At 38.4% G+C, this 22,569-nt stretch carries 15 protein-coding genes and 1 pseudogene; 11 read left to right on the top strand and 5 right to left on the bottom strand.

Features of this window, described 5'->3' with window-relative positions:
- Window positions 1–33: 33 nt before the first annotated feature.
- Entirely contained in the window at window positions 34–2,334 is a 2,301-nt protein-coding gene (locus ACFIME_RS08435; RefSeq protein WP_375661970.1) for an NADP-dependent malic enzyme, read from the bottom strand.
- Between the two features lie 195 nt (window positions 2,335–2,529).
- Here ACFIME_RS08435 and mutS point away from each other — a divergent pair, with 195 nt between their 5' ends.
- Complete coding sequence (gene mutS, locus ACFIME_RS08430; RefSeq protein WP_375661971.1) at window positions 2,530–5,274, top strand: DNA mismatch repair protein MutS; 2,745 nt, start codon at window positions 2,530–2,532, stop codon at window positions 5,272–5,274.
- A gap of 1,039 nt (window positions 5,275–6,313) precedes the next feature.
- On the opposite strand, the gene ilvD is transcribed toward mutS, so the two are convergent.
- The 3 genes from ilvD to ACFIME_RS08415 form a co-directional block, all read right to left on the bottom strand.
- Window positions 6,314–8,152, bottom strand: a complete 1,839-nt coding sequence (ilvD, locus tag ACFIME_RS08425) for a dihydroxy-acid dehydratase (RefSeq protein ID WP_375661972.1) — start codon at window positions 8,150–8,152, stop codon at window positions 6,314–6,316.
- A 975-nt stretch (window positions 8,153–9,127) separates the two neighbouring features.
- Window positions 9,128–9,379 (bottom strand): DUF1150 domain-containing protein, encoded by a 252-nt coding sequence (locus tag ACFIME_RS08420; protein ID WP_012754519.1) that lies wholly within the window; start codon window positions 9,377–9,379, stop codon window positions 9,128–9,130.
- A gap of 26 nt (window positions 9,380–9,405) precedes the next feature.
- Window positions 9,406–9,837 (bottom strand): Hsp20 family protein, encoded by a 432-nt coding sequence (locus ACFIME_RS08415; protein WP_375612819.1) that lies wholly within the window; start codon window positions 9,835–9,837, stop codon window positions 9,406–9,408.
- Between the two features lie 120 nt (window positions 9,838–9,957).
- Between ACFIME_RS08415 and nth the strand changes: the two genes are divergently transcribed.
- The 10 genes and pseudogenes from nth (at window position 9,958) to ACFIME_RS08365 (ending at window position 19,701) form a co-directional block, all read left to right on the top strand.
- The gene (nth, locus tag ACFIME_RS08410; protein WP_375684789.1) at window positions 9,958–10,698 is read left to right on the top strand and encodes an endonuclease III; all 741 of its coding nucleotides are present in this window, start codon (window positions 9,958–9,960) and stop codon (window positions 10,696–10,698) included.
- A 155-nt stretch (window positions 10,699–10,853) separates the two neighbouring features.
- Window positions 10,854–11,057, top strand: a complete 204-nt coding sequence (gene rpmI, locus ACFIME_RS08405; protein WP_183193590.1) for a 50S ribosomal protein L35 — start codon at window positions 10,854–10,856, stop codon at window positions 11,055–11,057.
- A 33-nt stretch (window positions 11,058–11,090) separates the two neighbouring features.
- Window positions 11,091–11,492 (top strand): 50S ribosomal protein L20, encoded by a 402-nt coding sequence (rplT, locus tag ACFIME_RS08400; RefSeq protein WP_012754515.1) that lies wholly within the window; start codon window positions 11,091–11,093, stop codon window positions 11,490–11,492.
- 94 nt (window positions 11,493–11,586) lie between these two features.
- Window positions 11,587–12,669 carry a phenylalanine--tRNA ligase subunit alpha gene (gene pheS / locus ACFIME_RS08395; RefSeq protein WP_375684788.1) on the top strand — a complete coding sequence of 361 codons (1,083 nt, stop codon included), beginning with the start codon at window positions 11,587–11,589 and terminating at the stop codon, window positions 12,667–12,669.
- A 32-nt stretch (window positions 12,670–12,701) separates the two neighbouring features.
- On the top strand, window positions 12,702–15,116 hold the full coding sequence (gene pheT / locus ACFIME_RS08390) for a phenylalanine--tRNA ligase subunit beta (protein ID WP_375684787.1): 2,415 nt from the start codon (window positions 12,702–12,704) through the stop codon (window positions 15,114–15,116).
- A gap of 290 nt (window positions 15,117–15,406) precedes the next feature.
- Complete coding sequence (locus ACFIME_RS08385) at window positions 15,407–16,315, top strand: metal ABC transporter substrate-binding protein (RefSeq protein ID WP_375620851.1); 909 nt, start codon at window positions 15,407–15,409, stop codon at window positions 16,313–16,315.
- Window positions 16,312–17,141, top strand: a pseudogene (locus tag ACFIME_RS08380) (manganese/iron ABC transporter ATP-binding protein). Before ACFIME_RS08385 ends, ACFIME_RS08380 begins: the two are co-directional and overlap by 4 nt.
- Window positions 17,138–18,004, top strand: coding sequence for a metal ABC transporter permease (locus ACFIME_RS08375; RefSeq protein WP_375611406.1), 867 nt, complete (start codon window positions 17,138–17,140; stop codon window positions 18,002–18,004). Before ACFIME_RS08380 ends, ACFIME_RS08375 begins: the two are co-directional and overlap by 4 nt.
- On the top strand, window positions 18,001–18,906 hold the full coding sequence (locus tag ACFIME_RS08370; protein ID WP_273790250.1) for a metal ABC transporter permease: 906 nt from the start codon (window positions 18,001–18,003) through the stop codon (window positions 18,904–18,906). The genes ACFIME_RS08375 and ACFIME_RS08370 overlap by 4 nt, the downstream gene beginning before the upstream one ends.
- Window positions 18,907–19,314: 408 nt before the next feature.
- Complete coding sequence (locus ACFIME_RS08365; protein WP_375633686.1) at window positions 19,315–19,701, top strand: YbaN family protein; 387 nt, start codon at window positions 19,315–19,317, stop codon at window positions 19,699–19,701.
- Between the two features lie 1,487 nt (window positions 19,702–21,188).
- On the opposite strand, the gene pncB is transcribed toward ACFIME_RS08365, so the two are convergent.
- The gene (gene pncB / locus ACFIME_RS08360) at window positions 21,189–22,493 is read right to left on the bottom strand and encodes a nicotinate phosphoribosyltransferase (RefSeq protein ID WP_375636355.1); all 1,305 of its coding nucleotides are present in this window, start codon (window positions 22,491–22,493) and stop codon (window positions 21,189–21,191) included.
- Window positions 22,494–22,569: the final 76 nt, after the last annotated feature.

Here is a 22,569-nt window from a genome sequence, read left to right as displayed (position 1 = left end):
ATATATTATTAGTATATTAGGGGCTTTTTTCCTTTAGACGACTTTTGCGGCATGATAAGCCGCAAGCATTGCGATATTGACAACATCTGTATCGTTTCCACTAAACGGTACAATTTGGACAGATTTTTCCAATCCAATTAAAATAGGACCAATGATGGTTGCTCCACCAAGTTCTTGTAACATTTTGCTTGCAATGGAAGACGCGTGATATCCAGGCATAACCAAAATGTTAGCGGGCTCTGTTAATCCCATAAATGGATATTGCTGCATCAATTTGGAATTGAGTGCTACATCGGCGCTCATTTCTCCGTCAAACTCAAAATCAACCTTGCGTTCATGCAAAATATTAATCGCATCCTGAATTTGCTGTGTGATTTGCCCTTTCATATAACCAAACGTAGAAAATGCTAAAAATGCTACCCGTGGTTGATATCCAAATCCACGTACAAATGAAGCGGTTTGTTCCGCTATATCCGCAAGTTCTTCAGCATTAGGATTTTCATAAACAGCTGTATCCGTAATAAACACAGTTCGTCCTCGGCAAATGGCCATTGAGATACCAATCAATCGTTCTTTTGGTTTTTCATCAATTGCACGACGTATGTCGATCAGCGCTGTTTCATAATTGCGTGTCACCCCTGTAACCATTGCATCAGCATCTCCTAGTGCCACCATACACGCAGCAAAATAATTGCGATCATTATTGATACGACGATGACAATCACGCAACAGCCAACCTTGACGCTGCATCTTTTTATAAAGATAATTCGCATAAGCATCTGTACGGCAAGAAAGCTTAGCATTCATAATAGAAATACCTTCACGCTCCAGATCAATTCCAGCAATAACAGCTGTTTCTCTTACTTGCTCTTCACGACCAACCAAAATCGCTTGTCCTAATTTTTGATGAACATAGGAAACGGCTGCCCGCATAACTTGCTCTTCTTCACCTTCTGCAAAGACAATTTGTTTTGGTGCTTGACGAACATGGTTATAAACCCCACGCATCATCGAGGAAGTAGGATCACGTCTCGCATTCAAATCGCGCTCATAGGCCTCTAAATCATCTATGTTCTTTTGCGCAACACCGCTTTCCATTGCTGCTTTTGCTACCGCTATTGAAACAACCGTAAATAAACGCGGATCAAAAGGAACAGGGATGATATAGTTAGGACCAAACTTTAATCGCTTTCCATGATAAGCTTCTGCAACGCTGTCAGGCACTTCTTCATGTGCTAAATTAGCAAGAGCCTTTGCCGCAGCAATCTTCATGTCTTCATTAATAACTCTTGCACGCACATCAAGCGCACCACGAAATATATAAGGAAAACAAAGAACATTATTAATCTGATTTGGATAATCGGAACGTCCTGTTGCGACAATGGCATCATGACGCACTTGCATAACCTCTTCCGGCGTAATTTCTGGATCGGGATTAGCCATAGCAAAAATGATCGGCTGGGGTGCCATGGATCTTACCATTTCAGGAGTAAGAGCACCTTTAGCAGAAACCCCAAAAAATATATCTGCACCTTCCATTGCTTCCATAAGCGTACGTTTATCTGTTTGAATAGCATGCGCAGATTTCCACTGATTCATTCCCTCTTTGCGGCCTTCATAGACCACACCCTTTGTGTCACATAATATGATATTTTCGGAACGAAAGCCCATCGCTTTAATCAATTCAATACAAGCAATCCCTGCAGAACCAGCACCATTACAGACTAACCGCGTATTTTGCATATCGCGCCCTGTTAAAGTCAAAGCATTGAGAACACCCGCAGCAACAATAATCGCTGTACCGTGTTGATCATCGTGAAAAACAGGTATATTCATCATCTCGCGTAGGCGGCTTTCAATCATAAAGCACTCTGGCGCCTTAATGTCTTCAAGATTAATTCCACCAAAAGAAGGTTCTAAATGGCGCACCAAATTGATAAAATTTTCTGTATCGTTTATATCAATTTCTAAATCAATGGAATCAATATCCGCAAAACGCTTAAACAACACTGCTTTGCCTTCCATGACCGGCTTAGAGGCAAGTGCCCCTAAGTTGCCTAACCCTAAAATAGCGGTTCCATTTGAAATAACAGCAACAAGATTACCTTTTGCTGTATAATCATAAGCTAGCGCTGGATTTTGAGCAATTGCCTTAACTGGAACTGCAACACCTGGTGAATAAGCAAGTGCTAAATCATGCTGTGTTGCCATAGACTTTGTTGCAATAATCTCAAGCTTTCCTGGTCGACCACGACTATGAAAATCTAGAGCTTCTCTTTCGCTCGCACTGTAAACAGTTTGAGACATTTTCTGATCCTGCTCGCTCTTTTTCATCTCACTTTATTTTCTCCAAAAACAGTGTAAATTTTGCTTGATAATGCGTATAGTCATTAAATTTGATTCATATATTAGAAATCGCTATTCTTGCCTTAGCAAATCTGATGATGCGTTGCAATTTAGAGATAAATAGATATTGAAGTAAACAAAAAAGAGTAAAAACTTCACTTAAAGGAAACAGGCCTCGTACAAATGGATAAAAAAAACAATCATAAAAATAATTTAATTCCACAGCCTTCTTCCCCATCTGCTTCCTCTCAAGAACGTCTTACACCTATGATGGAGCAGTACATAGAAATCAAAGCCGTCCATCATGATTCCCTTCTCTTTTACCGAATGGGGGATTTTTATGAATTATTTTTTAATGATGCGATTGAAGCTGCTCAGGCTTTAGGAATCACACTCACAGCACGCGGAAAACATTTAGGACAAGATATTCCTATGTGTGGTGTTCCCGTTCATGCTGCAGATGATTATTTACAAAAACTGATTGCTTGTGGTTACCGCGTTGCTGTTTGTGAACAAATAGAAGATCCTGCTGAAGCAAAAAAACGTGGCTCAAAATCTGTTGTTCGGCGTGATGTTGTTCGTCTTGTAACACCTGGAACAATAACAGAAGAAAAACTTCTTGATCCAACACGCGCAAATTATTTGATGACACTTTCCCGTATAAAAACCAGTGATGGAGAGGAATTTGCTCTTTCTTGGATTGATATCTCAACAGGCATATTTCGTGTAACAGAAAGCCGCCAAGAAAAACTTTTGGCAGATATTATGCGTGTGGATCCACAAGAAATCATTGTTTCTGATTCATTTTTTCATGATAAATCTCATAAGTCACTTTTTAGTGTTCTTGATCGTATCGTTTCACCTCAACCTGCTTGTCTCTTTGATGCACTCACCGCTGAACGCGATATTTGCAATTATTTTAAACTCTCAACTCTTGAAGGCGTTGCCGATTATTCACGCTGTGAACTCTCTGCAATTGTAGCTGCTATTCGTTATATCGAAAAAACACAAATCACGCATCGCCCTCCCCTCATGCAGCCTGAGCGCCAAAATGAAAGTGCAACTCTTTTTATTGATGCTGCAACCAGACTAAGCCTTGAACTTATTCGAACGACATCAGGTCAACGGGATGGAAGTTTATTAAAAGCTATTGATCGCACTGTAACAGGAGGAGGATCACGCCTTCTTATTGACCGCCTTATTGCTCCCCTCACAACTCCTTCAGCTATTGATACGCGTTTGGATTCTATCGATTTTTTTCTACATAATCCTTCTCTTGCGGAAGCGATAAAACTTATTTTAAAGGGGGGACCAGATATGCCCCGCGCCGTTTCACGTTTGGCTCTTGGACGAGGAGGTCCCCGTGATATGGCGACAATCCAGCGCGGCTTTGAAATCATTCGTGAATTGCATCAACTTCTTGATAATGAGCTTCTGCCTCAAGAAATAAGTGATGTACAACAGGTGTTCTCAAACTTACCCACAGCGTTGTACTTTCATTTAGAACAAACATTAGCTGATGATCTCCCACTCCTTAAACGTGATGGTGGTTTTATTCGTTCAAATTATCATAAAGAGCTCGATGAAATGCGTGCTTTACGTGATGAATCGCGCCGTGTCATTGCTGAACTTCAAGCGCAATATGCCAAAGAAACAGATATTAAGACTCTTAAAATAAAGCATAATAATATTCTAGGTTATTTCATTGAAGTAACCAGTACACAAGCATCTGCCCTTACAAATAATCCACAAGCTAAAGCACATTTTATTCATCGGCAAACAATGGCAAACGCTATGCGTTTTACGACAACAGAGCTTGCTGACCTTGAAAGCCGTATTGCCCATGCTGCCAATCACGCATTGACACTTGAACTAGAGATTTTTGATATTCTCGTTCAGGAAATTACCGAACAAGTTGATTTTATTCGTAAAGCCTCTGAAGCACTTGCTATTTTAGATGTCTCTGTCGCCTTAGCATATCTTGCTGAAGAACAAGGCTATTGCCGACCTAAAATTGATCTTTCACTTACCTTTCATATCACAGCAGGACGCCATCCTGTCGTCGAGCAAGCACTCCGCAAACAAGCAGCAGAACCTTTTATTGCCAATAATTGTGATCTCTCTGTGCAAGAAAATCAGCAATATGCAGCAATCTGGCTGTTGACAGGGCCTAATATGGGAGGAAAATCAACTTTTTTGCGGCAAAATGCTCTCATTGCTATTATGGCGCAAATGGGGTCCTTCGTTCCAGCGACTTCAGCACATATTGGTGTCGTTGATCGCCTGTTTAGTCGTGTCGGGGCTTCCGATGATCTTGCACGGGGGCGCTCAACCTTTATGATGGAAATGGTTGAAACAGCAACGATTCTCAATCATGCTAGCCACCATTCCCTTGTTATTCTTGATGAAATAGGGCGTGGGACATCAACTTTTGATGGACTTTCTATTGCTTGGGCTGCCGTTGAATATCTCCATGAGGTTAACCATTGTCGTGCTATTCTCGCTACCCATTTTCATGAAATGACCGCACTTACCGAAAAACTTGACAGACTGCATAATGTAACCATGAAAGTCAAAAATTGGGATGGTGATGTAGTTTTTCTTCATGAGGTCACACCAGGAGCTGCTGACCGTTCCTATGGTGTACAAGTCGCAAAGCTTGCTGGACTTCCCCCAGCCGTTATTACACGAGCAACAGATGTACTCCATCAATTAGAACAAGGTGAAATGGCTGGAAAAGGACCTAAACTCATTGATGATTTACCACTCTTTTCTCTTAAAGCAACATCTCCCGTCAATGAAGCAAGAAACAAACATTGTGTACTTCACGAAGCTTTAAAAAATATCCATCCCGATGAACTCTCCCCTAAACAAGCTTTAGAAGCAATTTACCACCTCAAACAGCTTGAAAAGAGTAACCCTTTATAGAAAACGGATGTTATTTTTTATTAAAAAGCTTTCTTAATAGGAGATAAAGTATCCCTTTTTGATATGCCACAGCACAAACTGTTGTTTACCGTATTCCCATCTCTTTTCTACACAATATATTTTGATAAGTGTAATGCATATAGAGGCAAAATCCTATGCATTATATTTCATATTTCCTTAGATCAACATTGGCCCGTATACAAAAAATTGGTCAATATCGACTATTTTTACAAGATAGTCGTTTTTTGCAAAGATTGTCATGAAATCTCCTCCACCTTGCAAATACGCAACATTTAATGAATTATGCTTTTTCACAATCAATATTATTGTTATCATAGCAACAGTTTTAGTTTAAAGCTGTCGGTGTTGGGATGCCTCCCCATTTTTCATAATAAATTCATGGATAATGGATCTCGCATTTTCTTCACATTTTAAGTTATAAAGAGCTCTTTTACTGTTTTCATATGAAACATATAATCAGATATATCACAGCAGTACTTTATTTTCATAAACATCTTTGAACTCCTTCCCGCACCTCAAAGGATAAGGATTTTCATTCGAATCAAGTCTGCAAACAGTCCAGATTCTAAGGGATTTACCTTGACTTCCTAGTCATGTAATTCACTTAAACTCAAAGTTTGATAAACAAGTCTAAGAATATTCACCACACACTAAATATATTAAGTAGGATGCCGTATATCACAGCTCTAAATGACAGTGTTTTTACGGTACAACAAGATAATGCCACCAGTACAATAAATATCTTTCATAAATATAAGAACAGGAAATCGTAATTTCGTATAAAATTGAAATATGATATGAAACGTAATCATACCATATCTATCTTTATCTGTCTTACATAGCTGCTAAAATAAGCAATCCGCAGCAGCTTTTAGTTGTATTGATAGCTTTTTAATCATACTGATCATGACTCGAAATATTCTGATAAGCTCATAAAATAATTAGCTTAGAATATCGTGTAAAAGATGCAAAAAATCAGAATACTATCTCTCTTTTATAAGACGCGTCATTCATCTCATCAAATATTACGTACTGCACCCTTTGCAGCAGATGTGGTCATCGCTGCATAGGCTTTGAGAGCCTTTGAAACTTTACGCTGACGCTTCTCTATCGGTTGCCAAGCACCTTTTCCTTTTGCTTCCATCTTAGCACGGCGCTGCTTCATCTCAACGTCATCCACCAACATATGAATTTTACGATTTGGAATATCAATTTCTATGATATCCCCCTCCTCCACCAACGCAATTTCTCCTCCTTCAGCAGCTTCTGGTGAAATATGTCCTATCGAGAGCCCTGAACTTCCCCCTGAAAAACGTCCATCCGTAACAAGTGCACAAACCTTGCCCAATCCTTTAGATTTGAGATAACTTGTTGGATAAAGCATTTCTTGCATTCCAGGTCCACCACGTGGACCTTCATAACGGATTAAAACAATTTCACCTATTTTAATCTTATCAGTTAATATAGCTGAAACAGCTGAATCTTGGCTTTCAAAAATTCTTGCCGGACCTTTAAAAGTTAAAATTGATTGATCAACGCCTGCTGTTTTTACAATGCAGCCATCTTTTGCAAGATTTCCATAAAGAACTGCCAATCCTCCATCTTGTGAATATGCATGTTCCCTATCGCGAATCACACCTTTTTCACGATCAAGATCAAGGCTCTCATAGCGACAAGATTGGCTAAAAGCTGTCTGTGTTGGAATACCACCAGGAGCAGCACGATAAAATGTACGAACTGTTGGTTCATTAGTTTGTTTCACATCCCAACGGTAAAGAGCTTCTTTCATTGTTTTTGCGTGAACCGTATAAGTTGACGTATCAATGAGTCCCGCCGCATCCAGTTCACCTAAAAGCCCCATAATACCACCAGCGCGATGAACATCTTCCATATGTACATTCGCGACAGCAGGAGCAACCTTACATAAAACAGGAACACGACGTGAAAGATGATCAATATCCGTCATGGTAAAATCCACCTCACCTTCTTGCGCCGCGGCTAAAAGATGCAGTACTGTATTGGTTGATCCCCCCATAGCAATATCAACGGTCATTGCATTTTCAAAAGCCTTGCGTGAAGCAATAGAGCGCGGCAAGACTGTTTCATCATCTTTTTCATAATAACGTTTAACCAATGCAACAATCTGTTTTCCAGCTTCTTCAAAAAGCATCCGTCGATCTGCATGTGTTGCTAACATTGATCCATTTCCGGGAAGCGAAAGCCCCAATGCTTCCGTTAAGCAATTCATGGAGTTGGCTGTAAACATTCCTGAACAAGAACCACATGTAGGACAAGCAGCACGCTCCATTTCAGCCACTTCTTCTTCTGAATTCTGTTCTGAAGCTGCTGCAACCATGGCATCGACCAAATCAACCGTTAGATCTTGATCCTTCCATTTAATCTTACCTGCTTCCATAGGACCGCCTGAAACAAAGATTGTCGGAATATTCAACCGTAAAGCAGCCATTAACATACCAGGCGTAATTTTGTCACAATTAGAAATACAGACAAGTGCATCTGCACAATGTGCATTAACCATATACTCTACAGAATCAGCAATGATTTCACGTGAGGGCAACGAATAGAGCATTCCATCGTGCCCCATCGCAATTCCATCATCTACAGCAATGGTATTAAATTCTTTCGCAACACCACCGGCAACTGCTATCTGTTGTGCGACTAATTGCCCAAGATCTTTTAAATGAACATGCCCTGGTACAAATTGTGTAAAAGAATTCGCAATCGCAATAATGGGTTTACCAAAATCAGTATCTTTCATCCCTGTTGCACGCCAAAGTCCGCGGGCTCCTGCCATATTACGCCCGTGGGTTGATATTCTTGAACGGTAAGAAGGCATTATTTTTTTCCCCTCAAATAATTCCATTTTGCTTTTTGTGCTGTAACTTCATTATAAAAACAAGAGCTTTAATATTCAAAAGAGAAAAATACCTTGTACTGCGGCATTTGAAGCACAAAATTAAAAGCTCTGCATAAACTTTTTCATAAAGCCTTTGTTTTTTATTACCTGTTAATCAACATCTAATCCTTGTGCAAGTCCACGTTTGAGACAAATATCAAAACGCTTCAGTGTGACATGAACAGTTCCAGATTTTTGTATGCCAGATTTGGTTAGTATATTGCATCTATCTGTTTGCGTAATCTCTGGAATTGGAAAGAATATAAAGAAATCGTGGTAAAAATCTATTATCTCCTTACAATTCAGCTTTACACCTTTCAAAAGCATTCATAAAAATATCTTTTAAATAATGATGACGCATTATCTCATGCTTTTGTTTTTACACTCTTCAATAGAGCTACTCCCCTCAGGAAGAACAAAACACACCAAACAAAATACACTTGTATAGCCTTTATGTACTCATTTTAAAGAGACATCTTTCAATGCACTCGAGCCCATTTCACGATAGCGCCTATGAATGGTATAACAGCCCCCGTGAATAATATAAATCTATAAGGGACATCTTCACACTTATGAAGAAGATAACTGACACCATCATACATTTTTCTCATCCCCAATATTGCGAACATCCTTGGTAATTAAGACAATTAACAAGAGATATTTTTATTCCTTCCTTCAAGCGTTTTTATCTACACGGCCTTCCCTGCGTGTGACATACAAGCAAGTGACTTTAATTGTTTTAATACAAGAGGATCTAAAATGAGAGAACCTTATGATATTCGGGACTCTCATTCCAGTTGTAAAAAATTAATTATGAATATAAACCAATACTTATCTCATTATAACTCACATTACACCCTTTACGAAAAAACAGATAGAATTTACAAAGAGTACAGCGTTTTCTCGTAAGGTAATCTAGTGCAGAGTTACAATTTGTAGTTCATGCTCATTGGCTCCAGCAAGGGCGATAGAACGCTCATCGGATAAAATGATAGGATAACCTGTTTCACCAAAGAGAGCCCATATCGTAATGCCTGGGGTCATCGGTGGAAGATCTGGAAAGTTTTTAGCCAGATCATCTGTACAAACTTTTTTTAAATAGGCAATCTGTCCCGCATCAGAGTAGGATGTGTTCTGAAACGACAAGTTTTGTTTGTGTTCTCCCATTTCACTGTTCCTTTACGCCTTAACTTTTATGACTCACCACTACTGACTTTAATTGGAATCTGTTTTATTTCTTTTTTTAATTTTGGTTGATACAGATTAATTGATAAAAGACCATTTTTCAACTCTGCATTTGTAACATGCATCCCTTCCGCGAGAACAAAGGTTCGCTGGAATTGTCGCGCAGCTATACCGCGATATAAATATTGATGATTTTGGTTGTCTGTTTGTTTACCATGAATAACCAATTGATTATCATCGAGTAAAATATTAAGATGGTTAATCTTAAATCCAGCAACAGCCAAAGTTATCCGGATATGATTTGCATCATCACTTTTATGCAAACGTTCAATATTATAAGCTGGGTAAGCCTCATCAGCTTTACCGATACGTTGCAATATTTTTTCTACGGTTTCAAACCCTAAAAGAAAAGGATTGGAGAAAGGCGTCACATGTGTCATTCATGAGTATCCTCTTTAAAACGGCTTTACTTGACCAAACTCTATAAAAGTGTTCGCTGCACTCCTCTCATATGGCGAGCGTGAATGATAACTTCAAGAGAGAAGATTTAAGAGAGTTCAATGCCTCAAAGTAACATAAAATTATCAAAGGTGCGAAATTTATCTAGTATATTGTATAATAAAGATGAAATTGCGGAAATATTTCGCCGTTTTTCTGTGCAACGCCCAACACCTAAGAGTGATCTTAACTATATAAATACTTTTACACTTTTAGTTGCCGTTGTGCTTTCGGCTCAAGCGACAGATGTAAGCGTTAATAAAGCGACAAAAGAATTATTTTGCCTTGCTGATCAACCGGAAAAAATGGTTGCATTAGGGGAAGAAGAAATAGCAAATCATATCCGTTCAATTGGCCTTTGGCGTGCAAAAGCACGTAATGTTTATGCGCTTTGCAACTGTTTAATTGATTATTATGGCGGTCAAGTACCCGATACGCGTGAAGCACTCATGGCCCTTCCTGGAGTGGGGCGCAAAACGGCTAATGTGGTCTTGAATGTTGCTTTTGGTCAGCCTACATTGGCAGTAGATACACATATTTTTCGCTTAAGCAATCGTCTTGGTTTGGCGCCTGGCAAAACACCAGAAATTGTTGAGAAAAAATTATTAAAGATTATACCGGTTCATTATATTCACCATGCGCATCATTGGCTGATTTTACATGGTCGCTATATTTGTCAAGCCCGTAAACCACAATGTACGCAATGCATTATTGCCGATTTATGTAAAGCAGCCATCAAAACAAATGCAATTCCAGCACCTTTGGTTGAGCTTCAAGGCAATGGAGCGCCGATTTTTTTGTAATACGGTCTTGCTATTTTGTGTATACTAGCTTATGAAAACGTCTTTAAGAGCCGCCCGGCAGGGCATGCCGTGGCTGTTTAAATGCTTGTTCAAGCGTTGGTCCGCTTGAGTGAATAAAATGTTTGATTGAATAAATTAATGTACGGAGTAGCAAAATGCCCAAGATGAAGACCAAATCATCCGCTAAAAAGCGGTTTAAAATCACTGCGTCAGGCAAAATTAAAGTAGCAGCTGCCGGTAAGCGCCACGGCATGATTAAGCGTTCGAATAAATTTATTCGCGATGCACGTGGAACAATGGTTTTGTGTGAACAAGATGCTAAAAAAGTCATTCAGCATTATTTGCCGAATGGTATTTAAACCTTACGCTTTTGATTTTGAGGAGATTATAATATGGCTCGTGTGAAAAGAGGTGTGACAGCACACGCTAAGCACAAAAAAGTTCTTAAACAGGCTGAAGGTTTTTACGGTCGTCGTAAAAATACCATTCGTGCAGCTAAAGCAGCGGTTGATCGTTCAAAGCAATACGCTTATCGTGATCGCAAAAATAGGAAACGTACTTTCCGTGCTTTGTGGATTCAGAGAATTAATGCGGCTGTTCGCGCAGAAGGTTTAACTTATGGACGTTTTATTGATGGCTTATCAAAAGCCGGTATTGAGGTTGATCGTAAGGTTCTTTCAGATATAGCAATCCATGAGGCAGAAGCATTTTCTGCTTTAGTAGCTTCGGCAAAAAAAGCTTTAGAATATTTAAAAGATACGACACCTAATGCTTTCGAAGGCGCTGTCAAATAAGCCAGTCGTGTTCTCTTAAAGCATTCATTTATTCGAGGTCCCGTGCTGGCTATTGCGAGTGCGGGTTTTTCTTTATTAAAAAATAGGCAAAAATATGAATGATATTGAGCATCTGGAACAAGAAATTTGTTTAGCCTTAGAGGCAGCAGGTGATGAACAAGCACTTGAAGAAGTGCGTATTGCAGCATTGGGTAAAAAAAGTAGTATCTCTGAAAAATTAAAAGAATTAGGAAAAATGGATGCTGGCGAGCGCCATAAAGTTGGACCAGTTCTTAATGGATTAAAAAATCGCATTTTAGAATTATGGGCACAAAAGCGTGATCTTTTGAAAAGACAGGCAATGGATGCCCGTCTTTCTCGTGAAACAGTTGATGTTACCTTGCCTGTTCGCTCTTCACCTATAGAACGGGGACGCATTCATCCTATTTCACAAGTGATTGAGGAAATTATTGCCATTTATACAAAGTTGGGTTTTTCTCTTGCAGAGGGACCTGATATTGAAACAGATTATTATAATTTTACGGCATTGAATTTTCCTGAAGGGCATCCAGCGCGTGAAATGCATGATACCTTCTTTTTTGATGTTGATAAAATGGGAGAACGAAAATTATTGCGAACCCATACATCACCCGTACAAATTCGTACACTAGAAAAACAAAAAGCACCGATACGAATCATTATTCCTGGAAAAACTTACCGCATGGATTCGGATGCAACACATTCTCCCATGTTCCATCAGGTAGAAGGTCTTGTCATCGATAAAACCTCCACCATTGCCCATATGATGTGGCTACATGAAACCTTTTGTAAAGAATTTTTTGAAGTTCCCTCTGTAAAAATGCGTTTTCGTCCCTCTTTTTTCCCTTTTACCGAACCATCTATGGAAGTGGATATTCAATGTGATCGTTCTGGTTCAGAAGTAAAGTTCGGAGAAGGACAGGATTGGTTGGAAATTTTAGGATGCGGAATGGTGCATCCCCAGGTGTTGAAAAATGTTGGTTTAGATCCCGATGAATATCAAGGTTTTGCATGGGGCATGGGCATTGATCGTATTGCCATGTTGAAATACGGTATGCCTGATTTGCGGGCTTTTTTTGATGCTGACCTGCGTTGGTTAGACCATTATGGCTTTCGTTGCTTTGATATGCCTGCTTTTTTTCCTAATAAAAATGTGTGATCTTAGTCATCGCTTTCATGTGAGGTTTTAAAATGAAGTTTACATTGTCGTGGTTAAAAGATCACTTAGAAACAAATGCATCTTTGAATGAAATTTGTGAAAAATTAACCGCTATCGGTCTTGAGGTTGATCACGTTGATGATCGGTCTTCTTTAAAAGGTTTTGTGATTGCAAAAGTTTTAATAGCAATAAAACATCCTGATGCCGATAAACTTCAAATTTTATCAGTCGATACAGGAACTGCTACACCTGTTCAAGTTGTCTGTGGAGCACCAAATGCACGAGCAGGTCTTGTAGGTGTTCTGGCACTACCAGGCACTTATATCCCAGGACTTGATGTGACATTATCTGTAGGAAAAATCCGCGGGGTTGAAAGTTTTGGGATGATGTGTTCGCAAGCGGAGCTTGAATTATCAAATGAACATGAGGGAATTATCGAACTTCCAGAAGATGCACCTATTGGAGATTCATTTGCAGCTTATGCTGGTTTAGATGATCCGATCATTGATATTGGTTTGACCCCCAATCGTTCCGATTGTACAGGTGTTCGCGGTATTGCTCGTGATCTTTCTGCCGCTGGAATGGGAAAATTAAAAGAATTATCTTTGTCAAAATTTGAGCCTTCTTTTGAAACACCTCTCGATGTTTCATTAGATTTTTCGCAAGGTTCATCATTATGTTTAGGTTTCGCTTGGCGTGAAGTACGCAATGTTCAAAATGGCGAATCACCACAGTGGATGCAACAGCGTTTGAATGCAATTGGTTTGAGACCGATTAATGCGCTTGTTGATATGACCAATTACATCAGTTTTGACCTTGGTCGTCCACTCCATGTTTTTGATGCAGATAAAATTAAAGGTAATTTGTGTGTACGTTGCGCGCGTGAGGGAGAGCAGCTTCAAGCACTGAACGGAAAAATCTATCATCTGGGCGCTAAGAATTGTGTCATTGCAGATGATGAGGGGGTTGTTTCGATTGCCGGTATCATGGGCGGTGAAAGAACGAGTTGTGATGAAACAACACATCGCGTTATTATTGAATCGGCGCTTTGGGATGCGCGAAGCATTGCACAAACAGGAAGAGCATTAGGTCTTATCAGTGATGCACGTTATCGATTTGAACGAGGTGTTGACCCGGCTTTTATAGAAACAGGACTTGAGATTGCAACAGAATTGGTCTTACGTCTTTGTGGTGGTGAAGTATCTAAAAAGAGGATCGTTGGCTATCAGCAACAAGAAATCAAACAGATCGCTTTTCCTTTTTCTGAAATTAAACGTTTAACAAATTTGGAAATAGAGCCTGAAAAAGTCATCTCTATTTTAACAAAACTTGGATTTTTTGTTGAAGGAAAAGGAGATGTTATTACGGTAAAAGTACCATCATGGCGCCCTGATATTATGAGTAAAGCCGATTTGGTGGAAGAGGTTATGAGAATTTATGGGTTAGATAAAATTAAACCTATTCCTTTGGAAAACTTTGCAGAAGGAAAAGATCAAATTTTAACATGCGCACAAATTCGTTCACGTGCTACACGTTTGGCTCTAGTGCAACGTGGTATGAAAGAAGCGGTAACATGGTCTTTTATTTCTGAAAATCAAGCTCTTGCTTTTGGAGGAGGTCAAGAAGAGCTTAAATTAGTTAATCCTATTGCTGCTGATATGTCAATGATGCGTCCTTCCCTTTTACCTGGTTTGATTATAGCGGCACAAAGAAATGCTGATCGTGGTTTTTCCGATCTTGCTTTGTTTGAAGTTTCAAGTATTTATGAGGGCGACACCCCTGATAAACAACACCGTGTTGTTAGTGGAATTCGTCGCGGAACAGAGCAATTTAAAGGGGCTGGGCGTTTTTGGAATGGAAATGCAACCGTCGTTGATGTTTTTGATGCCAAAGCAGATGCTTTAGCTATTTTAGAAGCATGCGATATGGATGTTGGGAAAGTGCAGATTGAAGTTGGAGCACCTGATTGGTATCACCCTGGTCGTTCAGGTGTCATAAAACTTGGATCAAAGATTATTCTTGGTTTTTTTGGTGTTTTTCATCCTGCTACATTAGAAAAGTTAGATGTCAGTGGACCTTTATGCGGCTTTGAAATTTTTCTAGACCGAATTCCAGAATCAAAGAAAAAAACGACCAAAAGCCGCCCTCCTTTGAAACTCTCACCTTTTCAAATGGTGCGGCGTGATTTTGCCTTTATAGCGGATAAAACTGTTGCCTCTTCTCTTATTATTCGGGCGGCAAGTGGAGCCGATAAAAAACTTATTCATTCAGTGCAGGTTTTTGATATTTTTGAAGATTTAAGCTTTGGTGAAGATAAAAAATCTGTTGCAATTGAAGTAACTATTCAGCCCATAGAACGGACTCTAACAGATGAAGATTTAGAAAAGCTTGCCTCAAAGATCGTGGATAATGTTACCAAAATGACAGGTGCATATTTACGCTACTGAGTATTCTCATTTTTTATGAGATATTTTACATGAAGTGGGAGCATTTTTGAGTGCTCCCTTTTTGTTTGGCATTCAAGAGCTATAGACCTTCTTGAAAGGGAACCTCCTTACCAAAACAAGCTGCTTAAATCATCAATTTTTTCAATATGAAAAAACTGTTTTTAAACATCTTGAAAAGTTATTTTTTCTCTTAATCCTTCATTGCAAATGTAAAAGATAACTGCTATTGCTAAATGATAATGCAAATTATTTGCAATAAAAAGAAGGCATATAAAGGAAAGAGAGAATCAATGAACGTAAGAACGTTTTTCACCATAGTTTTTGGAAGTGTTATTTTTTTTACACCCAATTTTGCTTTGTGTGCTGGTAAATTTAAAGCTGTTACGACATTCACTATCATTGCTGATATGGCACGCAATGTAGCAGGTGATGCCGCTGATGTTGAATCCATTACAAAACCAGGTGCGGAAATTCATGAATACCAACCCACCCCACGCGATCTTATGCGTGCTCAGGGAGCTAACCTTGTATTGTGGAATGGTTTAGAGTTAGAGCTTTGGTTTGAAAAGTTTTTTCAAAATATCAAGGATGTTCCAAGTGTTGTTGTTTCAAAAGGTATTATACCCATTAAAATTGGTGAGGGACCCTTTAGCGGTAAACCCAATCCTCATGCGTGGATGTCACCGACCTCTGCTTTGATTTACGTTGATAATATTCGCGATGCTTTTGTAAAATATGATCCTGAACATGCTGAAATTTATAAACAGAATGCTGAAATTTATAAACAGAAAATTCGTGCAACGATTGATCCAATTAGGGCTGAATTAGAAGCTGTACCGCAAGATAAACGTTGGCTTGTGACCAGTGAGGGGGCTTTTAGCTATTTGGCGCGTGATTTTGATCTAAAAGAACTTTATTTATGGCCCATCAATGCTGACCAACAAGGAACACCACAGCAGGTCAAGCATGTTATCGATATGGTTCGCAAATACAATATTCATGCAGTTTTTTCTGAAAGCACTATTTCCCCTGCGCCTGCCAAGCAGGTTGCCAGAGAAACAGGGGCTAAATACGGTGGTGTTCTTTATGTTGATTCTTTAAGTGAGAAAAATGGTGAGGTACCCACTTATATTGATTTATTACGTGTCACGAGTGGACGTATTAGCAATGCTTTAGTAGAGGGAGTAAAAAACCAATGACGGAATGTGGAATTTTTGCCCAAGGAGTAACGGTAACATATCGTAATGGACATACAGCTTTACGCGAAGTGAATTTTGAAAGTCCAAAGGGTTCTATTACGGCATTGGTTGGTGTTAATGGATCCGGTAAGTCAACGTTATTTAAAGCGATTATGGGGTTTGTACGCCCCTCAAAGGGAAAAATTCGTATGTTTGATTTGCCCGTTGATATAGCTTTGAAAAAAAATCTTATTGCTTATGTTCCTCAAAGTGAAGATGTTGATTGGAATTTTCCTGTCTTGGTTGAAGATGTTGTATTGATGGGGCGGTACGGTCATATGAATTTCTTTCGCTATGCCCGTACACAAGATTATGAAGCCGTTCGTATTGCCTTAGAACGCGTTGATATGTTGGCTTTTGCCAAGCGCCAAATTGGAGAACTTTCTGGTGGACAGAAAAAGCGTGTTTTTCTAGCGCGCGCTCTTGCACAGAAAGCAAAAGCTATTTTATTAGATGAGCCGTTTACAGGGGTTGACGTTACAACAGAAGATAAAATCATTGCTTTGTTACAAGATCTCCGTAAAGAAGGAGCAGTGATCTTGGTTTCAACTCACAATTTGGGTTCTGTTCGCGAATTTTGTGATCATACAGTTTTAATAAAAGGTACTGTTTTAGCTTCTGGGTTAACAGAAAAAATCTTTACAAAGGAAAATCTGGAGAAAACTTTTGGAGGGTCTTTGCACCACCATATTTTTGATCTTCAAACCACAAAAAAAATGATGTTTTCATGGGAAGAAAGCAGTCTGCAGTTTGTGAAGATATTGAAAGAGTGGAGCACGTTGCATGATTTCTTGGTTGCTTGAGCCACTGAGCTATCAATATATGGTGAATGCAATGTGGGTTTCTGGGTTAGTTGGGTGTGTTTGTGCCTTTCTTTCAGCTTTTTTGATGTTAAAAGGTTGGTCATTGATTGGTGATGCACTTTCCCATTCGATTGTTCCTGGTGTAGCAGGAGCTTACCTTTTAGGGTTACCTTTTTCACTCGGCGCTTTTTTTTCTGGTGGTCTTGCAGCAGCAGCAATGCTCTTTTTTAACCACCGGACAAAGCTTAAAGAAGATACCATTATTGGGCTCATTTTTTCTTCCTTTTTTGCCTTTGGGTTGTTTCTCAAATCATTAAAACCAATGGCTGTTAATATTGATACGATTGTTTTGGGAAATATTTTAGCAGTGAGTTCAACAGATATTCTACAATTGGCTTTTATCGGCTTTGTTTCGTTGCTTATATTGCTTTTGAAATGGAAAGATCTTCTTGTGTCATTATTTGATGAAACGCATGCGCATGCCATTGGATTAAACGTAAAATTTTTAAAGATTCTCTTTTTCACATTGCTTGCCGCTTGTACTGTTGCTGCGATGCAAACCGTTGGAGCATTCTTAGTCATTTGTCTTGTTGTGACACCTGGAGCAACGGCCTATCTTTTAAGTGATCGTTTCGTGAACATCTTGGTTATTGCAGTTGTAATTGGAACCTTCACAAGTGTCTTGGGTGTTTATGTGAGTTATTTTTTGAATGCACAAACAGGGGGGGTTGTAGTGCTTTTTCAAGCATCTTTATTTGTTTTGGCTTTTATTTTTGCTCCTAAACATGGGTTTATTGCTGCGCGCTTACGCATAAATGCGGCAAAAAAGGGTGTAATATTATCATGATTGATCAATTACTGCTTCCGTTTCAGTTTTCTTTTATGCTTAAGGGTATGCTTATTGTCATGATTCTTTCTATTCCCATGGCGATGCTTTCCTGTTTTCTTATTTTGAAAGGATGGGCGCTGTTAGGCGATGCCATTTCTCATGCAGTTTTTCCAGGTGTTGTTGTTGGTTATATGACAACACCATGGGTAATCGCATTTTTAACTTCTTTGCCATTTGCTTGGTTTCAGCATATGCGTCCAGAGAATATTACAATGACTTTGATTACTTGCGGTGCTTTTGTTGCAGGAATGGTGTGTGCACTATTAACGGGTTTTTTAGGGAGCAATAGCCGTATCAAACAGGACACGGTGATGGGTGTGGTCTTTTCTTCAATGTTTGGTTTGGGGCTTGTTTTAGCCACGTCTATTTATAGTAGCTTAGATTTGAATCATATTCTATTTGGTAATCTCTTGGGTGTTAACTGGCTTGATATAACGCAGACGGCAATCATTTCCGCTGTTGTCACTTTTATTTTAGCAGCAAAATGGCGCGACTTTATGCTGTATATTTTTGACACAGTTCAAGGACGTGCAATGGGGTTACCAATATCTCTACTCCACTATACCCTGCTAACGATGATTTCTCTTACAATTGTTGCAGCTTTGAAAGCTGTAGGTATCGTACTCGTTATTTCTTTACTGATAGCACCAGGAGCAATTGCCTATCTTGTCACAAAGCGGTTTTCTTTTATGTTAATGATCGCGATACTTGTTGCAGCTTTTTCTGGTTTTTTAGGGATTTATCTCAGCTTATTTATCGGCTCTGATTCTGCTTCCACAATTGTGTTGATCTTGACGTTGATTTTTATGGCTATTTTCATGATGATTTTCTTTCGTCGAAACACAGTTCAAGAGACTTGAAAGTGTTAAAATTCATGCATATCAGCCATGCATTTTTATATATTGTTTCTCATTTTTATTTTAATTAGAGTCCGGGGTGCTAGGTTATTTTTCCTCCTAATATCTAGCAGGTGAATGCAGTAAATTTTCTCCCCCCCAAAACTGCATTCTTAATTAAGAGGCTGCATTGATTTCTTCTGCAGCCTTTTTATTTTTTTGTTTTTCTAAAATCTCTCCTCTTTTCTTGAAATCATTTAAAATGATTATAATATTGTGTAAGCTATTCGGTATTTTCAAGGAACTTATAACAGCAAAGACACTTACACATGAAGGGGTAGAGCGTAATTGTGCACTCAGACATGTAAACAGAAAAAAACAGATACAATGTTTTTGTATAGGGTTTTGCGTAGAGGAAAATAGTACGAGAAAATGAAAAAAGATTTGAAGATATCGCACCCTTTACGTATCTGCTATTATATAGCAGGGTGGGCGATGGTTATATTAGGTATTATCGGTGTCGTATTACCTATTATGCCAACTGTGCCTTTTTTATTGGTTGCCTCATGGTGTTTTACGCGTTCTTCTCCACGTTTTCATCAATGGTTGAATAATCATCGTATTTTGGGTCCCCCTATTAAGCGATGGGAAGAAAAAAAAGCAATCTCTCCATTTGTTAAAGTTTTTGCAATGATGAGTATGACAGGAGGATTTTTATCCTTTTTTGTAATGCTACACCCTCCTTTGTGGATTTCTTTACTTGTTGCGGTTATATTATTGCTGATTGCCATTTATATTGTAACACGTCCATCTTCCTAATGATAAAAAAGGCTTTATGGGATACTCTTTTTAGCTTCGGCTTATTTGTAAAAACTATGAGAACTTTTAAGTTTTGAATATAAGCTCTCCATTTCCAAAATGCATATGAAATAGCAAGCTTTTTGAACGCAATTAATTAATAATATGTTTGTGAAATAATTTTTATGAACAAAGAAAATTGTTTATGAACACTCAAAATGTTCTCTCTTGGTAAACAATGATAAATCACATTCATGGAAGAGAGTCTTTATTTCTGTAAAGCATGTTTGTATGAATCTCTACATATACATCATTAAAAAGTCATTGATATGATAGTCATTTCTTTCTAAAAGACATTTCGTTTTTTTTTCATATTTCTTAATGAGGATATAATACAAAGCTTACTAAACACCATCATTTTTATACTTATACAGTTAAGAAGCCGGTCTATTATATCAATCTTTAATGTTACATCTGTTATTAACTTAAGAATAATTCATAAGAAACAACAGAGTTTTTCAAATGGTTTTATATATACACGCATTCTTATTATAATATGCGAATAAATAATTTTTCTGTCTTTGTATAAAGCTTATTCGAAATAAAAATATTATTGCATTCTTTGTTTTTTAATGAAGTCATGCCCCTCAAGTAAAACAAAAGGTCTCCCAAATCATGTTATTTACACATTTATTTTTAATGAAACATTTCTCAACGCTTTACTCATTTCATAATAGCAGACTATACATGGATAAAGTAAAATCTCCTGTAACATGTATAAAATCTATTTGAGCACCATCATCCTTGCCTTGCAAAATACACACCGACAGTCACCATGCTATTTGTCATCCTCCAATGTTGCCTTAGTAATTCCTAATGCTACAATTATAGCTTGTCATCTGGTTTTGTATATTTTGACACTAAATTTTGTACCAATTTATTTTTTTCAAAGAGTTTAAAGATGTTCTCAAAGGGTTTTGAAAGCCTTTTCTCATTTTTACTTATGGAAACGCACTTTTTTCTGATTTTCGGTAATTTTTGCAATTTTAGGTGTCAAAATCTATTTTGATAAAACGCGCATTTAATGGTCAAAATTGTACATAAAAACAACAAATTACCACGTATTCCTACTTAATCCAACCTCTTCCTACTTAGTATAAAACCTACTGTCAAACTACAACAATAACCCTTAGAACTTGAAAACCTTCATACATGCAAGGAGATGAGTGTGCTTGATTTAACAGGGTTAAAATGAGAAAATCTCCTTGGCTAAACTTCCTTGGCACGTTAAGTGTTTTTTTAATGCGTCGTAAATACTTTTAAGTCTTATCTATCGGCGCCTTATGTAAGTGAAGCGTATGCGTGGTAGGCCAAGTAGAATCTGCTCAAAAACAGCCGAACTGTTTACAGACCAGCAAAGGTTAAGAATCCTCATCCTTAGGGTAGAACAAAAATCAATCTTATAAACAATATGATGAGTCAATATACTTGTTTTAAAGAACCGGAAACTATGTCTTTATAGGTCTAGCAATTCGCTTTTTATTACCAAAAAAATTGAGATAACGTTGTACTTCTTTTGAATCACCAATCGTTTTTTCAGGATTATCTGAAAGTTTTACAGCTGGTCGACCATTGGCATAGGTCACCTTACAAACAAGGGAAAGAGCATCAAGAGTTTTGATTTCCTGAGGTGCACAGCCTGTAAAATCATTGGTAAGATCCGTGCCCCATCCAAAACTCATGCGCACTCTACCATGGAAATGATGATAGGTTTTTTCAATTGTATTGACATCAAGAGCATCAGAAAAAATTAAAAGTTTTTTGCGTGGATCTTTTCCTTTTTCTTTCCACCATTGAATAATACGTTCGCCACCTTCAATAGGGGGCGCACTATCGGGTCTGAAACCCGTCCAATCAGCAACCCAATCTGGTGCATTGCGTAAAAATTCTTCTGTACCAAAGGTATCAGGTAAAACAATGAGAAGATTTCCACCATAATAACGATTCCAATCTTGCAAGACTTGATACGGAGCTCTGCGTAATTCATCATCGTTGTTGCTGAGAGCCGCAATAACCATAGGCAATTCGTGTGCATTGGTTCCAAGAGCTTCTAAATCCGTATCCATGGCAAGAAGAACATTAGAAGTTCCAGTAAAAGAATGACCAATGCCTTCTTTTAATGCTTCCACACACCAGCGCTGCCATAAAAAAGAATGGCGGCGCCTTGTCCCAAAGTCAGATATTTTAATATCAGGCAATTTTTTGAGACGTTCAACTTTACTCCACATTTTTGCTTTAGCACGCGCATAAAGTACATCAAGAGCAAAACGATCTAGTTTTTTGAGAGCAGCACGTGAACGTAATTCACTAATAATAGCAAGGGCAGGAATTTCCCACATGGAACTATGGGCCCAGGGTCCATGAAAATGAAGGATATATTGGCCATCTTTGCGGGTGAGTTCATATTCTGGGAGTTGAAAATTCTCAAGCCACTGAAGAAAATCCGGTTCAAAAATTTGTTTGCGTCCATAAAATGTATTACCAGCAAGCCAGATCATTTCTTTTTTTGTAAAGCGCAAACTAAGAGCATGATCAAGTTGAGCACGTAATTCACTCTCATCAATATCATCGGCAAGACGTATTGTTTTAGAGCGATTTATGAGGGAAAAAGTAACATTAACATTAGGGTATAACCCCCAAATCATCTGCACCATAAGAAGCTTATAAAAATCCGTATCAAGAAGTGACCGAATAATGGGATCAAGCTTCCAAGTGTGATTGTAAACACGTCTAGCAATATCCGGATGATTCATAACCTTTTTCTTTCATTTTCATAAAATCTAAAATATTATGCACCAACACGGCTAATATAGACGGTGCAATATAACA

Source organism: Bartonella sp. AP1QHHD (assembly GCF_042196265.1).
Classification (GTDB): domain Bacteria; phylum Pseudomonadota; class Alphaproteobacteria; order Rhizobiales; family Rhizobiaceae; genus Bartonella.
This window is presented reverse-complemented; position numbering and strand designations above follow the sequence as displayed.

Coding starts and splice junctions, on each gene's coding strand:
- ACFIME_RS08435 (WP_375661970.1), bottom strand. CDS start 2,334: ATGAAAAAGAGCGAGCAGGATCAGAAAATGTCTCAAACTGTTTACAGT.
- mutS (WP_375661971.1), top strand. CDS start 2,530: ATGGATAAAAAAAACAATCATAAAAATAATTTAATTCCACAGCCTTCT.
- ilvD (WP_375661972.1), bottom strand. CDS start 8,152: ATGCCTTCTTACCGTTCAAGAATATCAACCCACGGGCGTAATATGGCA.
- ACFIME_RS08420 (WP_012754519.1), bottom strand. CDS start 9,379: ATGGGAGAACACAAACAAAACTTGTCGTTTCAGAACACATCCTACTCT.
- ACFIME_RS08415 (WP_375612819.1), bottom strand. CDS start 9,837: ATGACACATGTGACGCCTTTCTCCAATCCTTTTCTTTTAGGGTTTGAA.
- nth (WP_375684789.1), top strand. CDS start 9,958: ATGCCTCAAAGTAACATAAAATTATCAAAGGTGCGAAATTTATCTAGT.
- rpmI (WP_183193590.1), top strand. CDS start 10,854: ATGCCCAAGATGAAGACCAAATCATCCGCTAAAAAGCGGTTTAAAATC.
- rplT (WP_012754515.1), top strand. CDS start 11,091: ATGGCTCGTGTGAAAAGAGGTGTGACAGCACACGCTAAGCACAAAAAA.
- pheS (WP_375684788.1), top strand. CDS start 11,587: ATGAATGATATTGAGCATCTGGAACAAGAAATTTGTTTAGCCTTAGAG.
- pheT (WP_375684787.1), top strand. CDS start 12,702: ATGAAGTTTACATTGTCGTGGTTAAAAGATCACTTAGAAACAAATGCA.
- ACFIME_RS08385 (WP_375620851.1), top strand. CDS start 15,407: ATGAACGTAAGAACGTTTTTCACCATAGTTTTTGGAAGTGTTATTTTT.
- ACFIME_RS08375 (WP_375611406.1), top strand. CDS start 17,138: ATGATTTCTTGGTTGCTTGAGCCACTGAGCTATCAATATATGGTGAAT.
- ACFIME_RS08370 (WP_273790250.1), top strand. CDS start 18,001: ATGATTGATCAATTACTGCTTCCGTTTCAGTTTTCTTTTATGCTTAAG.
- ACFIME_RS08365 (WP_375633686.1), top strand. CDS start 19,315: ATGAAAAAAGATTTGAAGATATCGCACCCTTTACGTATCTGCTATTAT.
- pncB (WP_375636355.1), bottom strand. CDS start 22,493: ATGAATCATCCGGATATTGCTAGACGTGTTTACAATCACACTTGGAAG.